This window comes from Devosia sp. Root635 (assembly GCF_001427605.1).
Classification (GTDB): domain Bacteria; phylum Pseudomonadota; class Alphaproteobacteria; order Rhizobiales; family Devosiaceae; genus Devosia.
This window is the reverse complement of sequence record NZ_LMGZ01000007.1, coordinates 84,015-103,146: the sequence shown is the minus strand read 5'-3', so window position 1 is coordinate 103,146 and position 19,132 is coordinate 84,015. Positions and strand designations below refer to the sequence as shown.

Below are 19,132 nucleotides of genomic sequence, written 5' to 3'. Positions count from 1 at the left end.
CCATCCTCAATGCTATCGTCAAACAATCGACAGTTGCTTGACCCGAGGGCTCTGCACTTGTGCAGTTTCGGTAAGTGTAACGCCCTCGGGTCAAGCCCGAGGCTGACGATCGGTATTTGTGCAACGTCTGTTGTCGACGCCCCTACTCCTCCCGCGCCGCCCAGTTCATGCCGCGCCGCATGATCGTCGCCATTTCCAGCACGTCGAATTCCTTCGCCTGATGCCCCAGCGTCGAGTGGAACACCTTTCCCTTGCCATGCATGCGCTTCCACGCCACCGGCATTTTCACGCCCGCGATCCACGGCGCATGTTCGCCGCTGAACGTCGTCGTCGCCAGCACGTGGTTGGAAGGGTCGACATGCATGTAATATTGCTCGGACGTGTAGGGAAACGACTTGATCCCGGCCATGACCGGATCGAGAGGATCGGCCACGTCGACGGTATAGTCGATGATATTGCCCGGATGGGCCACCCATTGGCCGCCGACCATGAACTGATAGTCCACCGCCTCGCGGAAGGCGTCGCTCATGCCGCCATGATGGCCGGCCAGGCCCACCCCGCCCTCGACCGCCCTGGTCAGGTTCTCCACCTCTTCCTTGGCAATCTTGCTCATGGTGAAAATGGGAATGATCAGGCTCAGGTCGTGAATGGCCGGATCGGCGAAGGCGCTGGTCTCGGTGGCGGTGCGTACCGAAAAACCGTCCTCATGCAGCCATCGGCGATAGATGGCGGCACATTCCTCCGGGTCATGCCCGGACCAGCCGCCATAGACGATCAATGCACTTTTCATGCCGCAGACTCCGCAAATCAACGGCGCGGAGAATACCCGACTGAGTTACTATTGAAACCCCGGCATCACGCCGGAAGCACTATGCCCCACTGCGCACGGGCAAAGGCCCAGCTCCGCAGCACCATGAAATTGACCCCCGATGTCAGGGCAATCACCAGCATCGAGGCCGGCACGGTCGGCATGGAAAATACGCCATGCACGACGAAGGAAAACAGTGCTGCCAGCAGCAGCGCCATGCCCTGAACCGCCATATAGCGCGGCAAAGCCTGCCCATGCGGCGCGTCGGACTGGAACGAATAGCGCCGATGCAGCAGATAGACCGGCAGGATGAGGCTGGCATAGCTCGCCGTATTGACCAGCCAGTCGGCCAGCCCGGTATCGAGCCAGATCATGCTGCTCGACAGCACGACGAAAGCAGCCGCGCCCGCGCCGCCGATGGCCACGAAGGCAATGAGTCCGCCGAATAGCGGCGCGCCCGGCTGCGAGGCAGGTATATCGCGCATCAGGCTTTGCAGGGCTGCGCTCATGGCAGATGGAATTCCTCGTTGTCGGCAAGTCCCCACGGAACCTTAAGTCCCGCTGTCTTTCCCGCCGGTTTATCCATGCCGCCCCGCCGCATTGTTTTGCGTCATGGTTGACGGATGTTGAACCCCTGTTTGCGCATGGCCTGCATGAAACCGCGTATCAGGGCCGAAAATTGACCAAAAGGTCCACTTTTCACTGTCACAAAAGACTGGTTAACTCATCCCTATCGCCGTGGCCGGACGGAGGGCTCCGTTTGGCATCGCCCGAGCTGCGGGAATTGGTCTGAAGTCAAAGCAATCAAAAAGGATACAGGGATGAAAAGATTACTTCTCGGCGCCACGGCGCTCACCCTCTGCGCTGGATTTTCCGGCGCCGCCTATGCAGATTTCACGCTCAACATCCTGCATATCAACGACTTCCACTCCCGCTTCGACCCCATCACGGGCACCGATTCCAACTGCGACGCCGAAACCGACGCGGCCGGCGAATGCTTCGGCGGTATTGCCCGCCTCAAGACCATCATCGACGACACCCGCGCCAGCCTTGCCGATGGCAATACGCTGCTGCTCTCGGCCGGCGACAATTTCCAGGGCTCGCTCTACTACACCACCTACAAGTCCAAGGTCGTTTCGGACTTCTTCAACCAGATGGGCTTTGACGTGGTCGCCACCGGCAACCACGAATTCGATGACGGCCCCGAAGAATTCATGAAATTCATCGACGCCGCGGAATTCCCCATCATCGGCGGCAATTTCGACGTCACCCGCGATGAAAACCTGCGCGGCAAGATCAAGGGCTCCATCGTCCTCGAAGTGGGCGGCGAAAAGATCGGCATTATCGGCGCCACCACCGAGGATACGCCGGAAATCGCCTCGCCCGGCCCCAATGTCGAATTCACCGACGTCATCCAGTATGTTCGCGGCGCCTCTGAAGCGCTGGACGCCGCCGGCGTCAACAAGATCATCCTGCTGAGCCATATCGGCTACACCGTCGACATGGACCTGGCCGCGGCCCTGCCGCTGGTCGACGTCATCGTCGGCGGCCACAGCCACTCGTTGCTCGGTTCCATGGAAGGCGCCGCCGGTCCCTACCCGACCATGGTGACCAACCCCGATGGCGTCGAAGTGCCGGTGGTGCAGGCCAATCAGTATGGCAAGTATCTCGGCGATATCGCCATCACCTGGGACGACAATGGCGTCGTCACCAAGGCCGAAGGCCAACCCTTCCTGATCGACGCCTCGGTCAAGGGCAACGAGGACTTTGCCGGCCAGTTGGCCGAACTCGCCGGTCCCATCCAGGCGGCCATGGGCGTGGTGATCGGTACCACCACCGAGGCCATCGAAGGCTCCCGCGAAGTCTGCCGCGCCATGGAATGTTCCATGGGCAACCTGCTCGCCGATGCCATTCTCGACCGCGTGGCCGACCAGGGCGCCACCATCGCCTTCCAGAATGGCGGCGGCATCCGCGCCTCCATCGATGCCGGCGACATCACCAAGGGCGACGTGATCACCGTGCTGCCCTTCTCCAACACCCTGGCCACCGTGCAGATCAGCGGTGCCGATGTCATCGAAGCGCTCGAAAACGGCGTCAGCGATGTCGAAAACGGCGCCGGCCGCTTCGCCCAGGTCGCCGGCCTCAAATACAGCTTCAACCTGGCCGAACCGGCCGGCAGCCGCGTCAGCGACGTGCTGGTCAAGGGCGAGGGCGACGCCTGGGTGCCGATCGACGAAGCCGCGACCTACACCATCGTCACCAACAACTATGTGCGTGGCGGCGGCGACGGCTACGGCACCTTCGCCGAAGGCGACAACCCCTACGATTTCGGCCCGCCGCTGGAAGAAGTGGTGGCCGACTACATCGCCAAGCAGGGCGGCACCTACACCCCCTATACCGACGGCCGCATCACCGAGATCAAGTGATCCCGGCAATCCCGAAACACGAAGGGCGCCCGATGGGCGCCCTTTTTTTGAGTTCATTTGAGCGTCCGGCGCCTTCCCCTTCTCCCCTCGTGGGAGAAGGTGCCCGAAGGGCGGATGAGGGGGCGCTGCGTTATCCATAGGCAGTGAAGCATGGGATGGCGCAGGACCCCTCACCCGGAAATCCGCTGAACGCGGATTCCACCCTCTCCCACAAGGGGAGAGGGGAGGGTCAGCCAAAACCTTCGCTGCTAAGCCCGCCGCGCGATCTGTCCCCAGGCCAGCAGGATGATCACCGCGCCCACGATGGAGGCGATGAACCCGGCCCCGTCGCCCGGCCCGTACCAGCCGACGGCCTGGCCCAGCCAGGTCGCCAGCACCGAGCCGACAATGCCCAGCACGGCGGTCAGGATGAACCCGCTCGGCTTGTTGTCGCCCGGTGTGACCCACTTGGCGATCAGCCCTGCGAAAAACCCGATGATGATGGCCCAGATGATACCCATGTTCGACGCTCCATTGTTGGTCACCTGGATAAGTCGGAAGCCTGGCTTCGGGTTGCAAGCCTGCATCACTCGCGACGCCACGACGATTAAGTTCCGATTGTGATCGGATTGCAGGCAACTCCTCGCCGCCCCAGCCGTTGGGTCGCTGTTCAAGTGGGGGGCACAACCCACCAAGGAGTTTCAAAAATGAAAAAGACCATTCTCGCAACCACCGTTGCTACCTTGCTGGCCGCGGCCGCCCTGCCCGTCCTGGCGCAGGATGTGGGCGTGGATGTCGGCGCTGGTGTGACTGTCGAAACCCCGGCCGTCGACGCTGCGGTTGATGCGACCGCCGGGGCAATGACCGACACCTATGACGCGGTGACCTCGTCCATTGCCGGTTCTGCCGCCGTCGATCTGGCGGCCGTGACCGAGGAAACCCAGGTCAGCATCGTGCTGCTCTCCTCGCTCGAAGGCGATGCGGCCGCCGGCGGCACCGCGCTTGATGAAGCCCTGTCGGCCAATGCCGAAGGCATGACCAGCCTCCACGCCAATATCGATGGCAATGCCGCCATCAAGGCCAAGCTCGAAGCCGAAGGCTATGCCAGCAGCGACGTTGTCGCCGTCAAGACCAATGCCGATAGCTCGGTCACGGTCTATGTGGACGACCGCGGCTAAGGCTTGCATGCAGTGGTGATCTCACCACATCCACCGGACCTCTCTCCCCCCAGGGGGAGGGAGGCGATGAGCACAACCACCATGCCTGCGCGTCCCTACGAGACCAAAATCACACCGTATGTTCCATCCGGTCCCGGTCGGTCACCGTCGCCAGGTCCAGCACCTTCTGGATATTGGTGGCGTGGCGGAAGCTGGGCTCCAGCGTCTTGCCGGCCTTCACCGCATCGGCAAAGCGCATGTAGTTGGTCGGCACGGCGTCCACCGCAACTTCCGTCCAGGTGCCGGTCTCCGCGTCATCGCCCAGGCAGGTGAACAGCTTGGACCAGTCATGCCGGTGCTGGATTTCCACCGATCCCAGCTCGCCATAGACGCGCAGCCGCAATTCGTTGAAATGCCCGGTCGCCCAGCGCGTGGCATGGATCACGCCCAATGCGCCATTCTCCAGCTGCGCCGTCATGGCGAAGCTGTCATTGGCGTCGAGATCATATTCGCCGATTCTATTGTTCTCGGCCTTGTCGAACGTCTCCAGCCGGCAGAACACCTTGGAAAAATCGCTGCCAGCGCCATAGGCGGCGAAGTCGAGGATATGCACACCGATATCGCCCAGCACGCCATTGGAGCCGTGCTTCTTGGAAAGCCGCCACAGCCACTGGCTCTCCGTGCGCCAGTCGCCCCAGGCCTTGGAGACCAGCCAGGACTGCAGGTAGCTCGCCTCGAAATGCTTGACCTTGCCCACCGCGCCCGACTGCACGATTTCGCGCGCCTTCTGCAGCTGGCTCACATTGCGATAGGTGAGGTTGACCATGTTGACCAGGCCCAGCCGCTCGGCTGTCTCGGTCATTTCCATGGCCTTGGCATGGTCGGTCGCCAGCGGCTTTTCGCAGAACACATGCTTGCCCGCCGCCAGCGCCGCCATGGTCGTGGGATAGTGCACACTATCAGGCGTCACATTGGCCACCGCATCGAACTCGCCCCAGGCGAGCGCCGCATCCAGCGAGCCGAAACCCCGCTCGATGTTATGCGTCGTGCAGAACGCCTCGACCCGCGCCGGATCGACGTCCACGCCACCCGCCAGGGTCACGCCCTCGATATCGGCAAAATGCTTGGCATGCTGATTGGCCATGCCGCCGGTTCCCAGAATGAGGATCCGCATATTCGTACTTCCCTATGCGGCCCAGTAGCCGCTATGCCTCAAAAAACGCGATGTCATCCCGGCCTTGAGCCGGGATCCATCCTGAAACCGTGCCGCGCCTGCCATCTCGGGATGGACCCCGGCTCAAGGCCGGGGTGACATCGAGCATGCGGCGCGCGATAGCCCGTCAGCGAAAACCCTCTTCGCGCCCGTGATGCAGCTTGGGCCCGCGCTCCACGATCTTTTCGATCGCCTCATCCACCGGCGTATTGGGCGCATCGAGCAATTCGGGATGCTGGTTGGCGTTGTAAGCCCAGTTGACCGCATTGCGCAGCACCAGGCCCACCGTATCGTCATGATAGGTCGGATAGGTTTCGTGGCCGGGGCGGAAATAGAAGATATTGCCGGCGCCGCGCCGATAGGTGAGGCCGCTGCGGAACACTTCGCCGCCCTGGAACCAGCTCACGAACACCGTTTCCAGCGGCTCCGGTACGCTGAAGGGTTCGCCATACATCTCTTCCATTTCGAGTTCGAAATAGGCCGGCAGACCCTTGGCGATCGGGTGGCCCGGATTGGTCACCCACAGCCGCTCGCGCTCGCCCGCCTCGCGCCAGTGCAGCGCACAGGGCGATCCCATCAGGCGCTTGAAAATCTTGGAAAAATGCCCCGAATGGAGCACGATCAGCCCCATGCCTTCCCAGACGCGCTTGGCGATGCGCTCGACGATTTCGTCCTGCACCTCGCCATGGGCGGCATGGCCCCACCACACCAGCACATCGGTTTCGGCCAGCGCCTCGACCGTGCAGCCATGCTCGGGCTCCTGCAGGGTCGTGGTCCTGGTCACGATATTGCCGTCGCTGCTCAGCAGTTTCGCAATCTGGTTGTGCATGCCGCTGGGATAGTTGTCGGCAACGATCTTGTTCTTCTGTTCGTGGACGTTCTCGCCCCAGATCAGGGTACGGATCGGCATGGATAGTCTCCTAAATTGGTTGGTCCGGTGGGGAGGCACCGGCCATTCCGTTGGTTTCCATGTCACGCCCACGAAAACGGGAACCCCGGTCACAACGACGGAGGTTCCCGCTGGCGCGGGAAGGACATGGTGGATGATTTCGGCGGCGGCTATGTGGCCACCGCCGGCTTTGCCCGCTCAGCGGATCGGTTTGCCGGCTCCGTCGAAGCGATGAATCTTGTCTTCCATTGGCGCGATATGCACCGTGTCGCCGCTCTTGTAGTCATTGGCGCCATCGAGGCGGACAACCACCGGCTCTTCCGTGCCCATCTCCAGATAGACATAGGAGTCGGCGCCCAGGTTTTCGGTATGGATCACCGTGCCGCTCCATTTGCCGCCATCGGGCACGATGGTAATGTGCTCGCCGCGGATGCCCACAGTCTCGGCATTGTAGGCCTTGGCCTTGTCACCACTGATGAAGTTCATCTTGGGCGAGCCGATAAAGCCGGCAACGAACACCGAATTGGGGTTCTCGTAGAGCTCCATGGGCGTACCTACCTGCTCCACCAGCCCGTCGCGCAGCACGCAGATGCGGTCGGCTAGCGTCATGGCTTCCACCTGGTCATGCGTCACATAGATCATGGTCACATGGTCCATGCTTTCATGCAGCTTGGCGATTTCGATACGCGTCGCCACCCGCAGCGCGGCGTCGAGGTTGGAGAGCGGTTCGTCGAACAGGAACACCTTGGGGTCGCGGGTAATGGCGCGGCCGATGGCGACGCGCTGGCGCTGGCCGCCCGAGAGCTGCTTGGGCAGGCGATCGAGATATTGCCTTATCTGCAGCATGTCCGCAGCCCGTTCCACGCGCTGCTGGATTTCTTCCTTGGCATGGCCCTTTTCGAGCGTCAGCCCGAACGCCATGTTCTCGTAGACCGTCATATGCGGATAGAGCGCATAGGACTGGAACACCATGGCGATGCCGCGCTTGGAGGGCGCCAGCGCGTTGACCACCTTGCCGTCGAACAGCATTTCGCCCGAGGTGATGTCTTCCAGCCCCGAGATCAGCCGCAGCAGCGTAGACTTGCCGCAGCCCGAGGGGCCGACAAACACCATGAACTCGCCCTTGCGGACTTCGAGGTCGACCCCCTTGATGACTTCGACCGCGCCAAAGGCCTTGCGAATGTTGCGAAGCTCGATACTTGCCATTTGTTAGCCCTCTTAACCCTTGACGCCGCCGGCGGTGAGACCGCTGACGATCTTGCGCTGGAAGATCAGCACCAGTGCCACCAGCGGAACGGTCACGATGACCGAGGCCGCCATGATGATGCCCCACGGAATTTCATATTGCGAACCGCCCGACAGCAACGCGATGGCGACAGGCACCGTGCGCGTGTCGTTCGATGAGGTGAAGGTCAGCGCGAACAGGAACTCGTTCCACGCCCCGATAAAGGCCAGAAGGCCCGTGGTCACCAGAGCCGGCCACATCAGCGGCATGAAGACCTTGGTGATGATCACCCAGGGTGATGCCCCGTCCACGATCGCCGCCTCTTCGATCTCGATCGGCAGGTCGCGCATGAAAGTGGTCAGCACCCACACGGTAAAGGGCAGCGTGAAGATGGTGTAGGAGAAGACCAGCGCCCAGGGCGTGTTGTAGATGCCCAGTGCACGGATCAGCTCGAACAGCCCCGACAGCACCGCAATCTGCGGAAACATCGAGACGCCCAGGATGACCATCAGCAGGAAACCGCGGCCTCGAAACCGCACGCGGCTCAGCGCAAATGCCGCCGTTACTGCGAGGAACAGGGCCAGGATAACCGTTACCGACGCGATGAAGATGGAGTTCAACAAATTGCGCGGGAAGCTGCCCTGGCTCAGCACCGACTGGTAGTTTTCGAGGCTGAACGACACCGGCCAATAGGTGATGCGGAAGATGTCGGTGCCCTGTTTGAAGCTGGTCAGGATGGCGTAGTAGAACGGGAAGACCGACACCACCACGATGACCACCACCAGCGCATAGAACAGCGTGGTCTTGGTGATTTTCCAGAGATCGAATGTCGCGCCCATCAGCGGTCTCCTCCGTCGAACCGGACCTTGCCCAGCCAGATATAGACGATGGTCAGGATGGCGATGATCAGGAACAGCAGGGTCGACATGGCCGAGCCATAGGCGAACTTGTCGAAGTCGAAGAGATTTTCCCGCGCCAGCACGCTCATGGTCTTGGTCGCCGAGCTGTTGGGCGTCAGCACATAGATCAGATCGAAGATGCGCAGCGCGTCGAGCAGGCGGAAGATGATCGCCACCATGAGGGCAGGCCTCACCAGCGGCAGCGTGATGCGGAAGAATTGCTTGATCGGATGCACGCCGTCGATTTCGGCGGCCTCATAGATATCCTTGGGCACCATCTGCAGGCCGGCCAGGATGAGCAAAGCCATGAATGGCGTGGTCTTCCAGATATCGACGACCAGCACCGCCTGCATGGCGGTTTCGGCCGTGGCGGTCCACGCCACCTTCTGGCTCAGCAGGCCAAGCCGCAGGCCCAGGTCATTGAGAATGCCGAACTGGTCGTTCAGCATCCAGCTCCACATCTTGGCCGAAACGATCGTCGGAATGGCCCAGGGGATCAGGATGGCGGCGCGGACGATGCCGCGGCCCTTGAATTCGGCGTTCAGCACCAGCGCCACCACCATGCCCAGCACGGCCTCGAAAAATACCGAGGTCGCCGCGAAGCGCAGGGTATTCCACACCGCGTTCCACCAGTCCGCATCGACCAGCAGGCCACGATAGCGCACGGCCCCACTGGCCAGTTGCTGCACGCGGAAATAATTGCCGAAGCCGATCCACTCGGCACCGTCGATATTGTTGAGCGAAGCGTCGGTGAAGGAGAAATAGATCGAGCGGAGAAGCGGCCAGCCTGCCACCACGGCAAGCGCGATAAGCATGGGCAGCAGGAACCACCGTGCGGCGCGCACGCGCTGCTGCATCAGCTCCGATTTGATCTTGCCGCCAGTCGCCGCGACGGGCGTTGCCATCACATCCGTGGCCATTTCGACCTCCCCGTTTTTAACCATCATTACGCAAAGCGGGCGACGGGGCTAGCCCGCCGTCCGCTCTGGTTGGGCGCTGGGAGGACTTACCAGGCGTCGCCCTTGAGATCGGCCAGGTCGGCTTCGAGACCTTCAAGGTTCTCGGCAGCAGTACCATTGCCCGACAGCGTGCTGTGCACCGCGCTCCAGAACAGCGAAGAGACTTCGTTATACTTGATCTTGGTGGGAGCGGACGGACGCGGCACGGCCTGTTCGAAGATGGCCTTCCAGTTGGCCATGAACGGGGACGCAGCCAGCACGTCGGCGTCTTCATACAGCGACGGGATCGTCGGCAGGTTCGACTGGTTGATGGCGCGTTCCTTCTGCACTTCCGGCGAGCTCAGGAACAGAGCGAGCTTGATCGCCTCTTCCGGATCGGGGGAGTACTTGGAAACGGCGACGTTCCAGCCGCCCAGCGTAGCGGCGGAGCCGGCGCCTTCACCCTCGCCCGCGGGAAGCGGAGCCACGTCGAACAGGCCCTTCACGGGCGAGTCATCGCTGTTGCCGAGCGCGTAGGCATAGGGCCAGTTGCGCATGAACACCGAATTGCCCAGCTGCCAGACGCCACGGCTTTCTTCTTCCTGGTAGGCCAGGTTGCCTTCCGGCGAGATGGTGCCGATCCAGGTTGCAGCCATGTCGATGGCAGCAGCAGCTTGCGGGTTGTTGATCGAGATGGTGCCATCGGCTTCCACGATCTGGCCGCCGCCGAAGGACTTCACCCATTCCAGCGCATTGCAGGTCAGGCCTTCATAGGCATTGCCCTGGAACACGAAGCCGTACATTTCCGGGTTACCGGCAGTACGCTCGCCATCCATGATTTCCTGCGCGGTCGCAGTCATTTCGGCCCAGGTGGTCGGCACTTCCTTGTTGTACTTTTCCAGCAGGTCCTTGCGGTAGAACAGGGCCGGCGCGTCAGTGAAGGCCGGCAGCGCAACCAGCTTGCCGTCAACCGTCTGCGACTCGATGATCGAGGGGAAGTGGTTGCCCACGACGTCCTTGGCGGCGTCGGTCAGGTCGAGGAACTGGTCGGCGAGCTGGGGCGCCCAGATCACGTCGGTCTGGTACACGTCGATATCGGCATTGCCGGCAGCGAGCCAGAGCTTGTACTGGCCGAACTGGTCGGAGGTCGAGGACGGCATCGGCACAACCGTCACGGTATTGCCGGTTTCGGCTTCGAACTTGTCGAGCTGGCTGCGCAGGAAGGCGAGGCCATTGCCGGTGTCACCCGACACGATCGACAGCTCGGCTGCCTGGGCGGCGCCCGCAACCAGCGTTACGCTCATCATCAGTCCGACGAGCAGCTTGTTGATTTTCATTAGATATCCTCCCGAATGAACCAAACGTCGGGAAGGCGCGCCTGTCCGGACCTGCGCTGTTCGCGCCGATCCCGGCAAGGTTTCTCCTCCCCACAAAAGCACTTGTGTCGGCGGCTGTTCCGCCTCCATTTCCAAAGCGCTTTGAATGAAAAAGAACCAGAGCGCGGAATTTCTGTCAAGCGCCTCGTCGCCGCAATTTTAACGAATTTGCGGGCCACGATGAAATATCGCATATAAATCAATAGATTACACGCTCATTGACCTTACATCGGCAAACAACTCCGCCATTTCCACTGAGGTACGCACCTCATCAAAACGCTGTGGATTTCGCCCCTTGCATCAAAATTTGAAATCGCTTTGAATAATGACCGGAGGAGGAAGCAGGAACCGCTGTTCAAGGCGACCTGTGTGCCCTATGGCAGGCCGAACCGGGCGCGCGCAGCAATGCGCTGCCCTCAAGCGTTGGTCACGCCGTGCCTGGGGCGAATGCAGCCATGAGACTGAAGGATCTGGCCGAACATCTCGGTCTGTCGCAAACTACTGTCAGCCGCGCGCTCAATGGCTATCCCGAAGTCAACGAGGCGACCCGCCTGCGCGTGGCCGAAACTGCGGCGCGTCTGGGCTATCGTCCCAATGCCAGCGCCCTGCGCCTCGCCACGGGCCGCTCCGGCGCCGTCGGCCTCGTGCTGCGCGGCGCCGATGAACTGGGCCCGCATATGAGTGAATTCCTCGCCGGCATGGGCGGCCGCATGGGCACCGAGGAAGTCGATATCATCGTCACCACCGTTGATTCCTATGCCGAGGAGGTGGCGGCCTATCGGCGGATCGCCGCCAGCCAGAAGGTCGACGCCATCGTGCTCCACTCCCCCACCCTGCGGGACGAGCGCGCCGAAATGCTGCTCGAGCTCAAGATTCCCTTCGTGCTGCATGGCCGCACCAATATCGGCAAGCCGGTCGCCTGGCTCGATATCGACAATACCGGCGCCGTCGAGCGCGCCACCAGCCATCTGCTCGATCTCGGCCACCGCCGCATCGTGTTGCTCAACGGCCTCAAGGGCCGCACCTTCGCCGAGCATCGCGAAATCGGCTATCTCGCCGCCCTCTCGGCCCGCGGCGTGCCCTTCGATCCGGCGCTGATGGGCAATTCGGTGTTTACCGACGAAGTCGCCTTCCGCCTGGCGCAATCCATGCTCGAGCTGCGCCCCCGCCCCACGGCCTTCCTCGCCGGCTCGATGATGACCGCGCTCGGCGTGTTCCGCGCCATCCGCCAGGCCGGACTGGAACTGGGCCGCGACGTGTCGATGATCGCCCACGACGACGTCTTCCCCTATCTCAATGCCGACAACATGTACCCGACCATGTCGACCACCCGGTCCTCGATCCGCCAGGCCGGCATGCGGATCGGCGAATTGATCCTGCAACTGCTCGCCGGCAAGCCCGCCGCCGATATCCACGAGCTCTGGCCGGTCGAACTGGTGCTGCGCGAAAGCTCGGGGCCGGCATCGGAACGCTAAGCCTGTCTCCCGCAAGTGGCCCGGTTTCGGGACAAAGACATGCGCTGAAGCAAGGCCCTAAGGCGCATGGAGCGAATCTGAAAGATCGCGACATGCTTTAGCGCCGTCCCGCCATTTCTTATCTGGTGCGAAAACAGTTCACTTCAAGAATTGGCAACCGCCTGATTCCGGGTAATTTCTGCCCCTCCCGACGGCGGAATTCTGTCGGAAGAGGCAAGGAGAACGCGATGACCCAGCACGCCGTCGTCATAGCCGGAGGCGGTCCGACCGGATTGATGCTGGCCGGCGAGCTGAAGCTGGCGGGGGTCGATGCCGCCATCGTCGAGCGGCGGTCGGGTCACGCCTTCCCCGGCACCAGAGCCCGCGGCCTGCATGCCCGCACCATCGAAGTGCTGGATCAGCGCGGCATAGCCGACCGCTTTCTTGCCGAGGGTCGAACGGCGCAGGTCGCCGGTTTTGGTGGCACCTCGCTCGACATCAGCGACTTTCCCACCCGCCACAATTACGGGCTGGCGCTGTTGCAGCAGCATTTCGAGCGCATCCTGACGGGCTGGATCGACGAGCTGGGCGTCACCCTCTATCGCGGGCGCGAAGTGATCGGCTTCGCCCAGGACGACCAATCCGTCGACATCGCCCTTTCCGACGGCAGCTCGCTTGGCGCCGACTATCTCATCGGCTGCGATGGCGGCCGCAGCCTGGTCCGCAAGCTGGCCGGCATCGACTTTCCCGGCTCCGATCCGACAGTCAGCAACCTCATCGCCGAAGTGGAACTGAGCGAGGAACCCGAATGGGGCCTGCGCACCAACGATGTCGGCGTCCAGGGTTTCAGCCGGGTCGATGCCGGGCTGGTGGGCATCATCCTCACCGAGCGGTTTGCCGGCCAGTCCGCCGAACCGAGCCTCGACGACCTCAAGGCGGCTCTGCGCGCCCATTACGGCACCGACTACGGCGCCGCAAATCCGCGTTGGATATCGCGCTTCACCGACATGACGCGCCAGGCCGGCACCTACCGCAATGGCCGCATATTGCTGGCCGGAGACGCTGCGCATATCCACTATCCCGCCGGCGGCCAGGGTCTCAATATGGGGGTACTGGATGCCGTGAATCTCGGCTGGAAGCTGGCCCAGGTGGTGCGAAAAATATCGTCCCCCAGCCTGCTCGATACCTATGAGGCAGAGCGCCATCCCCCCGTCGCACGGGCGCTGCGCTACACCATGGCGCAGGTCGCCCTTGGCCGCGGCGACGATCGCACCAAGGCGCTGAAGCAGACGGTGTCCGAGCTGCTCGGCATGGATGAACCCCGCGGGCACATGGCCGCCGAAATGTCGGGCCTCGGCATCCACTACGATTTCGGTCCGGGCCATCCCCTGCTCGGCCGCCGCATGCCGGACCTCGATCTGGTGACTGCCAGCGGCCCGGTCCGTGTCTACACCCTGCTGCATGCGGCGCGGGCGATCCTGATCAATTTCGACGCACCCGGCAGCCTCGACATTTCCGCCTGGTCCGACCGGGTGCAATTGATCGAGGCCCGCTATACCGGCCTCTGGGATTTGCCGGTTCTCGGCGTCGTCAACGCCCCCGGCGCCGTATTGGTCAGGCCCGACGGCCACGTGGCCTGGGTCGGCGACCATGGCCACCAGGGGCTGGATCAAGCCCTCGCCACCTGGTTCGGTTGAGTCTCAGCGGTCGATGCGGGCCGCATGTTGGGGAGAATAGCGCTCTCCCTGCACCGCGATCCCGGCCGTCGCCGCCTCGATGCCGGCCAGGTCCTCGGCCGTCAGGTCCACGCCGGCCGCTCCGATATTCTCCTCGATACGATGCAGCTTGGTCGTCCCCGGAATTGGCACGATCCACGGCTTCTGCGCCAACAGCCACGCCAGCGCCACCTGCGCCGGCGTCACCCGTTTGTCGCCGGCAATCGCGACAATGGCATCCACCATCGCCTGGTTTGCCGCCCGCGCCTCGGCGGTGAACCGCGGCACCGTATTGCGGAAATCGCTGGCGACGAAGCGCGTCGACTGGTCGATCGCCCCGGTGAGGAACCCCTTGCCCAGCGGACTGAACGGCACGAAACCGATCCCCAGCTCTTCCAGCACGGGCATGATCTCGTCTTCCGGCTCGCGCCACCACAGCGAATATTCGCTCTGCAGCGCCGCCACCGGCTGCACCGCATGGGCCCGCCGGATATTGCGCACGCCCGCTTCCGATAGCCCGAAATGCCTGACTTTTCCCTCGGCGATCAGATCCTTGACTGTCCCCGCTACATCCTCCATCGGCACGTTCGGGTCGACCCGGTGCTGATAGAACAGGTCGATATGATCCGTCCGCAGCCGCTTCAGCGATGCTTCGGCCACCGTCCTGATATGCTTGGGTCGGCTGTTGACGCCAAACCCGCTGGTGCCGCCGATATCGATGCCGAACTTGGTCGCCAGAACCACCTGGTTTCGGATCGGCACCAAAGCCTCCCCAACCACCGCTTCATTGGTGAACGGACCATAGACCTCGGCCGTATCGAAAAACGTCACGCCCCGCTCGAATGCCGCCCGAATCAGCGCCACCGCGTCCCCGGTCTCCATCGGCAAGCCATAGGACTGGCTCATCCCCATGCAACCTAGCCCGATTGCCGAGACTTCCAGCCCGCCACTGCCCAGTTTCCGCTTTTCCATGTGCTGTCCTCACGCTTCGGGAATGGTTTTATTGTAGGTCTGCAGCGTAATACTGTCCGGGTCGGGGCCGCTGCGTTTGTCCGTGTCGAGCCCGTCGATCATCGCGACCTGCTCAGCCGTCAACGTGAAATCGAACACGTCGAAATTCTCGGCGATACGCTCTGCCTTGACCGATTTCGGGATCACCGAGCGCCCCTCCTGCAGATGCCAGCGCAGCATCACTTGCGCTGCCGATTTGCCGTGCGTCTGCGCGATATCGAGCAGCACGGGGTCTTCCAGCGTACTCCTGCCATTGCCCCGGTAGAAGGTGATCCCCCCGATCGGCGACCATGCCTGGGTCAGGATGCCGTGCTGCGCATTCAACCGCTGCAATGCCTTCTGCCGAAAATAGGGATGAACCTCGATCATGTCTCCCAAAAGTGGCCCCGGTTTCGGGACAAATCGCGGCGCGCCTAGCCCACGCGCAGCACGTGATTGTCGAACAGGAAGCCGAAGCTCTGTCGCTCCCGTTCAGCCCCCGCGATGCCGATCATCGCGCCATCGCCGCTGGTCGCAACGAACCCGGCGCCGTCTGCCGCCAGTCCGCAGCCATTGCGCAGCGTTTCCACCAGCACCGGGCGCTTGCCCTCGGTGTCGATAGCCACCAGCAGATCCCCCTGGGGCGAAGACACCGCCACCATGCCCCCATCGGCCGAGGCCGCCACCGAGCCCACATAATTGCGCAGGTCGGCCAGCGTTCCCGGCGGCAATTCCACCAACTCGATCGCCCCATCCATGGTGGCGTAGCCCACCAGTTGCGGGCTCTCGCCCGGCGCGCCCTTGTACTGGCAGCCGAACCACACCCGGCCGCGCCCGTCGATCGCCATGTGGCGGATCGATAGCTGGTGCAGCCCGGCCTCCAGCCGCAACTGCCCCACCAGCCTGCCGTCGCGGCGGTCGATGAACACCACCGAAGGATCCATCGTATCGATATTGAGTTCGGTCCGCCCAAAATCGGGATGCGTCTCGATCCCGCCATTGGCGACGACGAAGGTCACGCCATCAGGCATCAGCAGCATTTCATGCGGGCCCGTGCCATAGGTGGGAAATTCCCCGATCCGCCGGTAGCCGTCGGTGGCGTCATAGATGCCGACCACGCCTTGCGCCGCCTCGAAATCGCTTTCCGTGGCATAGAGCAGCCGCCCATCCGGCGAGAACACGCCATGCCCGTAAAAGTGCCGGCCTTCCACGCTGGTCAGCGTCACCGGCGCCTCGCGTCCCGCCGGGTCGAACACCAGCGCAAAGGTTCCAGGCTGCCGCGCGAACACCACGCCCCGCCCCGCCTCGCGGCTGATGGTGATGTCATGCCCGCGATCCGGCAGCGCAATGGAGGCGATCAGGTCGCCCCGCTCCCCCAGCAGCACGGCGCCATAGCCGCCGCCAGCCGTCCGCACCGAGCTGGCAAAAACCAGCTCATTGCGCTCCAGCGCCAGCACCTGCTGCGGCAGAAGGCTCGCCGCAAAGCCCGCGCCTGCCGCCTTGAGGAATGCCCGCCGCTGCCACATGTCAGTCTCCGTCGAGGGAAGAAAAGCCGACCGACAGGCCAAGCGCCGCCGAAAGTTGCTCGCCGATCAGCGCCTGCAACGAGCCAGTGACGATCACCAGGTAATTCAGCGCCGCCACCTGCTTGTCGTCGGCCACGGCCTGCTCCACCGGCAATGTCACCAGGTCCAGCGCCCGCACGGCATTGCCGAATTCGAAGTCGATGGAATTGTCGAGCCCGGCATCCTTCTGGGCCACCGCCCGGGCGATGCCCGATTGCTCCAGCAACCGTCGCATCCCGTCAACATTGGCGCGGATCATCGCCATGCTCAGTCCCGCCCGCCAGAACAGCGCCTCCTTCGGCCGCGCCGCGCGTTCCGCGGTGGCGAGGAACGGATTGATGCGCGTGTCGCGTGTCGCCTCGATACCATGCGACAGCAGCCCCACCAGCTCCTCCAGCGCCTCGTTTTCGCTACGGTAATCGGCAAAGTCCGCCTGCGGCGCTGTCAGGTGGCCGGCAATGCCCTCGGGCGCGAACCACCCCGCCGCCAGCTCCCCGGCAATCTGGGCGATATTGGCCGCCACGGCCCGCCCATAGGCGCAGCGGAACGCCCCTTCCGGTTGCAGCAGCGCCTCGGCGCCTGTGCCGTAGAGCACAAATTCCAGCGCCCCGAAGCCCTGCGCCGCCACGCTCTTGCCGCGCAAAGTGGCGAGGCTCGTCGCCGTCGCGTCCTCCGTGGCCAAAATCGCCTGCACCTGCTTGAGCCCGATGCCCTTGCGGTCGGGCCAGAACAGGAGCCGGTCGACCCGGTTGTCCTCCATCAGCGGCCCGATGCGCAGGAATTCGATCCGCCCATAGGCCAGGGCCGCCTGCCGAAACTGCCCCTTGGCGATGACCAGCGTGCCCTCGGAGGGAACGCTGCACAGCGCATTCATGGCAATGCGCAGCCCGCTGGCCCGCGCCTTGAATTCCAGCATGCCGGGCCGGATCACCTGGGTTACCGCCGTCTGCAGGACTTGCGATACCGTGGTGGTCTGCGCCGCCGCCGGGGCAATCGCCAGCAGCATCAGGACAATAAGCACAAGGCGCATCAGAGCGATTCCAGGAAGGCGACGAGATCGTCGCGCGTGGTTCGGGACATCGCAGCGAACGCGTCGCGCGCGGCCTGCGCCTCCCCGCCATGCCACAGGATGGCTTCGGGGAGATCGCGAGCCCGCCCATCATGCAGGAAAAATGTGTGCCCCGAAACAGTTTCGGTGAGCCCTATCCCCCAGAGCGGCGGCGTGCGCCATTCAAAACCGTCCGCCTGCCCCTCCGGCCGGTGATCGGCCAGCCCTTCGCCCATGTCATGCAGCAGGAAATCGGCATAGGGCCAGATCAACTGGAACCGCTGCGCCGGATTCTCCCCATTGCGGCTGGTGACGAATTTGGGCACATGGCAGCTCGCGCAGCCCGCCCCATAGAATGCCTGCTTGCCGCGCAACACCGCCGGCTCGTCCACGTCCCGCCGCTCCGGCACGCCCAGCGTCTGCGCGTAAAACGTCACCAGGTCCAGCACCGGGTCCGGCGCCTCCGAAACACCCAGCCGCGCCTGCTCGCCGGTCGGCATGGCCAGGCATTCCTGCTGGTTCCCGGTGCAGTCGCCATGCGGATCGTTCACCAGCGGCGTCGAAATCCCCAAATCCCCGGCAAAGGCCGCGGCCGACTGCGCGCGAATGCTGGTAACCCCTGCCTTCCAGCCGAACCGCCCCAGCGCCGGCTCGCCGGTTTCCGGCGCTACCGCCCAGTTGGCCCGTCCGGAAATTCCGTCGCCGTCGTCGTCCTCAGGGTCGGCCAGCGCCAATATGTCCTCAGCCGGAATCTGCTCCACCAGCCCCAGCCCGATCATCGGATTGGCGATGCGCGGCGAGATCATCACGTCCGGGGCCAGCGGCCCATAGTTGAGATCGGTCACCGAATAATGCGGCGCCCGCAGGCTCACCACGCTGCCATCGTCCAGCGTCACCGGTATTTCGGCATAGTCGATCCCGATCTGTCCCTCGGCCTTGAGCCCCGGCACGGCAAAATCCTGCAACTGCCCACCATAGACGGGATCACCCCCGCCGCCGGGCACGGACAGCCGCAGCAACATCGAGACATTCTCCGCCTGCCCCTCGAACGGCGGATGCCCGCGCCCATCCTTGATGTGGCAGCTCTGGCAGCCCCGCGCATTGAACAGCGGCCCCAGCCCGTCCGACGCCTGCGTCGAAGACGGCGAGCTGACCCATATCTTGCGAAACAAGGCATTGCCCAGCTTGAACTGCTCTTCCTGCTCGAAGCTCAGATTGTCGAGGAAATGGCTGAACGAGTCGGCATTGACGGCAAAGGTCGTTGTCCCCTTGCCCGCCGGCTTACCCTCGAAATTCTCCGCCCGCGAGAAATCTGTCGTCGGCGCGGTCACCGCCCGCACCCGCACCAGGTCCGCCGCCGTCAGGTCGGCACGCACCGCCCCATCCTGCGCAAAGGCGAGGCCACCGGCAAGCAGGACGACAAGGATAAGGGTAAGACGGGTTTTCATGG

General features: G+C 63.3%; 18 protein-coding genes. 4 read left to right on the top strand and 14 right to left on the bottom strand.

The window, feature by feature from the left end; genetic code table 11:
* Positions 1-142 precede the first annotated feature (142 nt).
* Both ASD80_RS05195 and ASD80_RS05190 read right to left on the bottom strand, forming a co-directional pair.
* Entirely contained in the window at positions 143-790 is a 648-nt protein-coding gene (locus ASD80_RS05195) for a ThuA domain-containing protein (RefSeq protein ID WP_056229917.1), read from the bottom strand.
* 65 nt (positions 791-855) lie between these two features.
* A complete protein-coding gene (locus ASD80_RS05190) occupies positions 856-1,317 on the bottom strand; it encodes a GtrA family protein (protein WP_056229915.1) in 462 nt (153 codons plus the stop codon).
* 312 nt (positions 1,318-1,629) lie between these two features.
* On the opposite strand from ASD80_RS05190, the gene ASD80_RS05185 reads away from it, so the two are divergent.
* Positions 1,630-3,234, top strand: a complete 1,605-nt coding sequence (locus ASD80_RS05185; protein ID WP_056229912.1) for a bifunctional metallophosphatase/5'-nucleotidase — start codon at positions 1,630-1,632, stop codon at positions 3,232-3,234.
* A 248-nt stretch (positions 3,235-3,482) separates the two neighbouring features.
* Here ASD80_RS05185 and ASD80_RS05180 read toward each other — a convergent pair whose 3' ends face one another.
* On the bottom strand, positions 3,483-3,734 hold the full coding sequence (locus ASD80_RS05180; protein WP_056229910.1) for a GlsB/YeaQ/YmgE family stress response membrane protein: 252 nt from the start codon (positions 3,732-3,734) through the stop codon (positions 3,483-3,485).
* A 186-nt stretch (positions 3,735-3,920) separates the two neighbouring features.
* Between ASD80_RS05180 and ASD80_RS05175 the strand changes: the two genes are divergently transcribed.
* Positions 3,921-4,391: a hypothetical protein gene (locus ASD80_RS05175; RefSeq protein WP_056229908.1), complete on the top strand. Its 471-nt coding sequence runs from the start codon at positions 3,921-3,923 to the stop codon at positions 4,389-4,391.
* 109 nt (positions 4,392-4,500) lie between these two features.
* Here the strand turns inward: ASD80_RS05175 and ASD80_RS05170 are convergent, their stop codons facing one another.
* The 6 genes from ASD80_RS05170 to ASD80_RS05145 form a co-directional block, all read right to left on the bottom strand.
* Positions 4,501-5,544 (bottom strand): Gfo/Idh/MocA family protein, encoded by a 1,044-nt coding sequence (locus ASD80_RS05170; protein WP_056229905.1) that lies wholly within the window; start codon positions 5,542-5,544, stop codon positions 4,501-4,503.
* 166 nt (positions 5,545-5,710) lie between these two features.
* Positions 5,711-6,493, bottom strand: coding sequence for a ThuA domain-containing protein (locus ASD80_RS05165; RefSeq protein ID WP_056229902.1), 783 nt, complete (start codon positions 6,491-6,493; stop codon positions 5,711-5,713).
* A gap of 177 nt (positions 6,494-6,670) precedes the next feature.
* Entirely contained in the window at positions 6,671-7,678 is a 1,008-nt protein-coding gene (locus ASD80_RS05160; protein ID WP_056229899.1) for an ABC transporter ATP-binding protein, read from the bottom strand.
* A 12-nt stretch (positions 7,679-7,690) separates the two neighbouring features.
* On the bottom strand, positions 7,691-8,536 hold the full coding sequence (locus ASD80_RS05155; RefSeq protein ID WP_056229896.1) for a carbohydrate ABC transporter permease: 846 nt from the start codon (positions 8,534-8,536) through the stop codon (positions 7,691-7,693).
* Positions 8,536-9,516: a carbohydrate ABC transporter permease gene (locus ASD80_RS05150; protein WP_056229943.1), complete on the bottom strand. Its 981-nt coding sequence runs from the start codon at positions 9,514-9,516 to the stop codon at positions 8,536-8,538. The genes ASD80_RS05155 and ASD80_RS05150 overlap by 1 nt, the downstream gene beginning before the upstream one ends.
* 86 nt (positions 9,517-9,602) lie before the next feature.
* Positions 9,603-10,871 carry an ABC transporter substrate-binding protein gene (locus ASD80_RS05145; protein WP_056229893.1) on the bottom strand — a complete coding sequence of 423 codons (1,269 nt, stop codon included), beginning with the start codon at positions 10,869-10,871 and terminating at the stop codon, positions 9,603-9,605.
* A 494-nt stretch (positions 10,872-11,365) separates the two neighbouring features.
* Between ASD80_RS05145 and ASD80_RS05140 the strand changes: the two genes are divergently transcribed.
* Positions 11,366-12,385, top strand: a complete 1,020-nt coding sequence (locus ASD80_RS05140) for a substrate-binding domain-containing protein (RefSeq protein ID WP_056229890.1) — start codon at positions 11,366-11,368, stop codon at positions 12,383-12,385.
* Between the two features lie 227 nt (positions 12,386-12,612).
* The gene (locus tag ASD80_RS05135) at positions 12,613-14,061 is read left to right on the top strand and encodes an FAD-dependent monooxygenase (RefSeq protein WP_056229887.1); all 1,449 of its coding nucleotides are present in this window, start codon (positions 12,613-12,615) and stop codon (positions 14,059-14,061) included.
* A 3-nt stretch (positions 14,062-14,064) separates the two neighbouring features.
* On the opposite strand, the gene ASD80_RS05130 is transcribed toward ASD80_RS05135, so the two are convergent.
* From ASD80_RS05130 to ASD80_RS05110, 5 genes are read right to left on the bottom strand one after another with little or no spacing between them, the layout of a single operon-like run.
* Positions 14,065-15,051 (bottom strand): aldo/keto reductase, encoded by a 987-nt coding sequence (locus ASD80_RS05130; protein ID WP_056229885.1) that lies wholly within the window; start codon positions 15,049-15,051, stop codon positions 14,065-14,067.
* Positions 15,052-15,060: 9 nt separating this feature from the next.
* Positions 15,061-15,459: an aldo/keto reductase gene (locus tag ASD80_RS05125; protein WP_082555068.1), complete on the bottom strand. Its 399-nt coding sequence runs from the start codon at positions 15,457-15,459 to the stop codon at positions 15,061-15,063.
* A gap of 44 nt (positions 15,460-15,503) precedes the next feature.
* The gene (locus ASD80_RS05120) at positions 15,504-16,595 is read right to left on the bottom strand and encodes a DUF1513 domain-containing protein (RefSeq protein ID WP_056229883.1); all 1,092 of its coding nucleotides are present in this window, start codon (positions 16,593-16,595) and stop codon (positions 15,504-15,506) included.
* A 1-nt stretch (position 16,596) separates the two neighbouring features.
* Positions 16,597-17,664, bottom strand: coding sequence for an imelysin family protein (locus ASD80_RS05115; protein WP_056229880.1), 1,068 nt, complete (start codon positions 17,662-17,664; stop codon positions 16,597-16,599).
* Positions 17,664-19,130 carry a di-heme oxidoredictase family protein gene (locus ASD80_RS05110; RefSeq protein WP_056229875.1) on the bottom strand — a complete coding sequence of 489 codons (1,467 nt, stop codon included), beginning with the start codon at positions 19,128-19,130 and terminating at the stop codon, positions 17,664-17,666. The genes ASD80_RS05115 and ASD80_RS05110 overlap by 1 nt, the downstream gene beginning before the upstream one ends.
* Positions 19,131-19,132 lie beyond the last annotated feature (2 nt).

Bases quoted from the DNA above. Each gene is read 5' to 3' on its own strand.
- ASD80_RS05195 (WP_056229917.1), bottom strand. From the start codon at position 790: ATGAAAAGTGCATTGATCGTCTATGGCGGCTGGTCCGGGCATGACCCG.
- ASD80_RS05190 (WP_056229915.1), bottom strand. From the start codon at position 1,317: ATGAGCGCAGCCCTGCAAAGCCTGATGCGCGATATACCTGCCTCGCAG.
- ASD80_RS05185 (WP_056229912.1), top strand. From the start codon at position 1,630: ATGAAAAGATTACTTCTCGGCGCCACGGCGCTCACCCTCTGCGCTGGA.
- ASD80_RS05180 (WP_056229910.1), bottom strand. From the start codon at position 3,734: ATGGGTATCATCTGGGCCATCATCATCGGGTTTTTCGCAGGGCTGATC.
- ASD80_RS05175 (WP_056229908.1), top strand. From the start codon at position 3,921: ATGAAAAAGACCATTCTCGCAACCACCGTTGCTACCTTGCTGGCCGCG.
- ASD80_RS05170 (WP_056229905.1), bottom strand. From the start codon at position 5,544: ATGCGGATCCTCATTCTGGGAACCGGCGGCATGGCCAATCAGCATGCC.
- ASD80_RS05165 (WP_056229902.1), bottom strand. From the start codon at position 6,493: ATGCCGATCCGTACCCTGATCTGGGGCGAGAACGTCCACGAACAGAAG.
- ASD80_RS05160 (WP_056229899.1), bottom strand. From the start codon at position 7,678: ATGGCAAGTATCGAGCTTCGCAACATTCGCAAGGCCTTTGGCGCGGTC.
- ASD80_RS05155 (WP_056229896.1), bottom strand. From the start codon at position 8,536: ATGGGCGCGACATTCGATCTCTGGAAAATCACCAAGACCACGCTGTTC.
- ASD80_RS05150 (WP_056229943.1), bottom strand. From the start codon at position 9,516: ATGGCCACGGATGTGATGGCAACGCCCGTCGCGGCGACTGGCGGCAAG.
- ASD80_RS05145 (WP_056229893.1), bottom strand. From the start codon at position 10,871: ATGAAAATCAACAAGCTGCTCGTCGGACTGATGATGAGCGTAACGCTG.
- ASD80_RS05140 (WP_056229890.1), top strand. From the start codon at position 11,366: ATGAGACTGAAGGATCTGGCCGAACATCTCGGTCTGTCGCAAACTACT.
- ASD80_RS05135 (WP_056229887.1), top strand. From the start codon at position 12,613: ATGACCCAGCACGCCGTCGTCATAGCCGGAGGCGGTCCGACCGGATTG.
- ASD80_RS05130 (WP_056229885.1), bottom strand. From the start codon at position 15,051: ATGGAAAAGCGGAAACTGGGCAGTGGCGGGCTGGAAGTCTCGGCAATC.
- ASD80_RS05125 (WP_082555068.1), bottom strand. From the start codon at position 15,459: ATGATCGAGGTTCATCCCTATTTTCGGCAGAAGGCATTGCAGCGGTTG.
- ASD80_RS05120 (WP_056229883.1), bottom strand. From the start codon at position 16,595: ATGTGGCAGCGGCGGGCATTCCTCAAGGCGGCAGGCGCGGGCTTTGCG.
- ASD80_RS05115 (WP_056229880.1), bottom strand. From the start codon at position 17,664: ATGCGCCTTGTGCTTATTGTCCTGATGCTGCTGGCGATTGCCCCGGCG.
- ASD80_RS05110 (WP_056229875.1), bottom strand. From the start codon at position 19,130: ATGAAAACCCGTCTTACCCTTATCCTTGTCGTCCTGCTTGCCGGTGGC.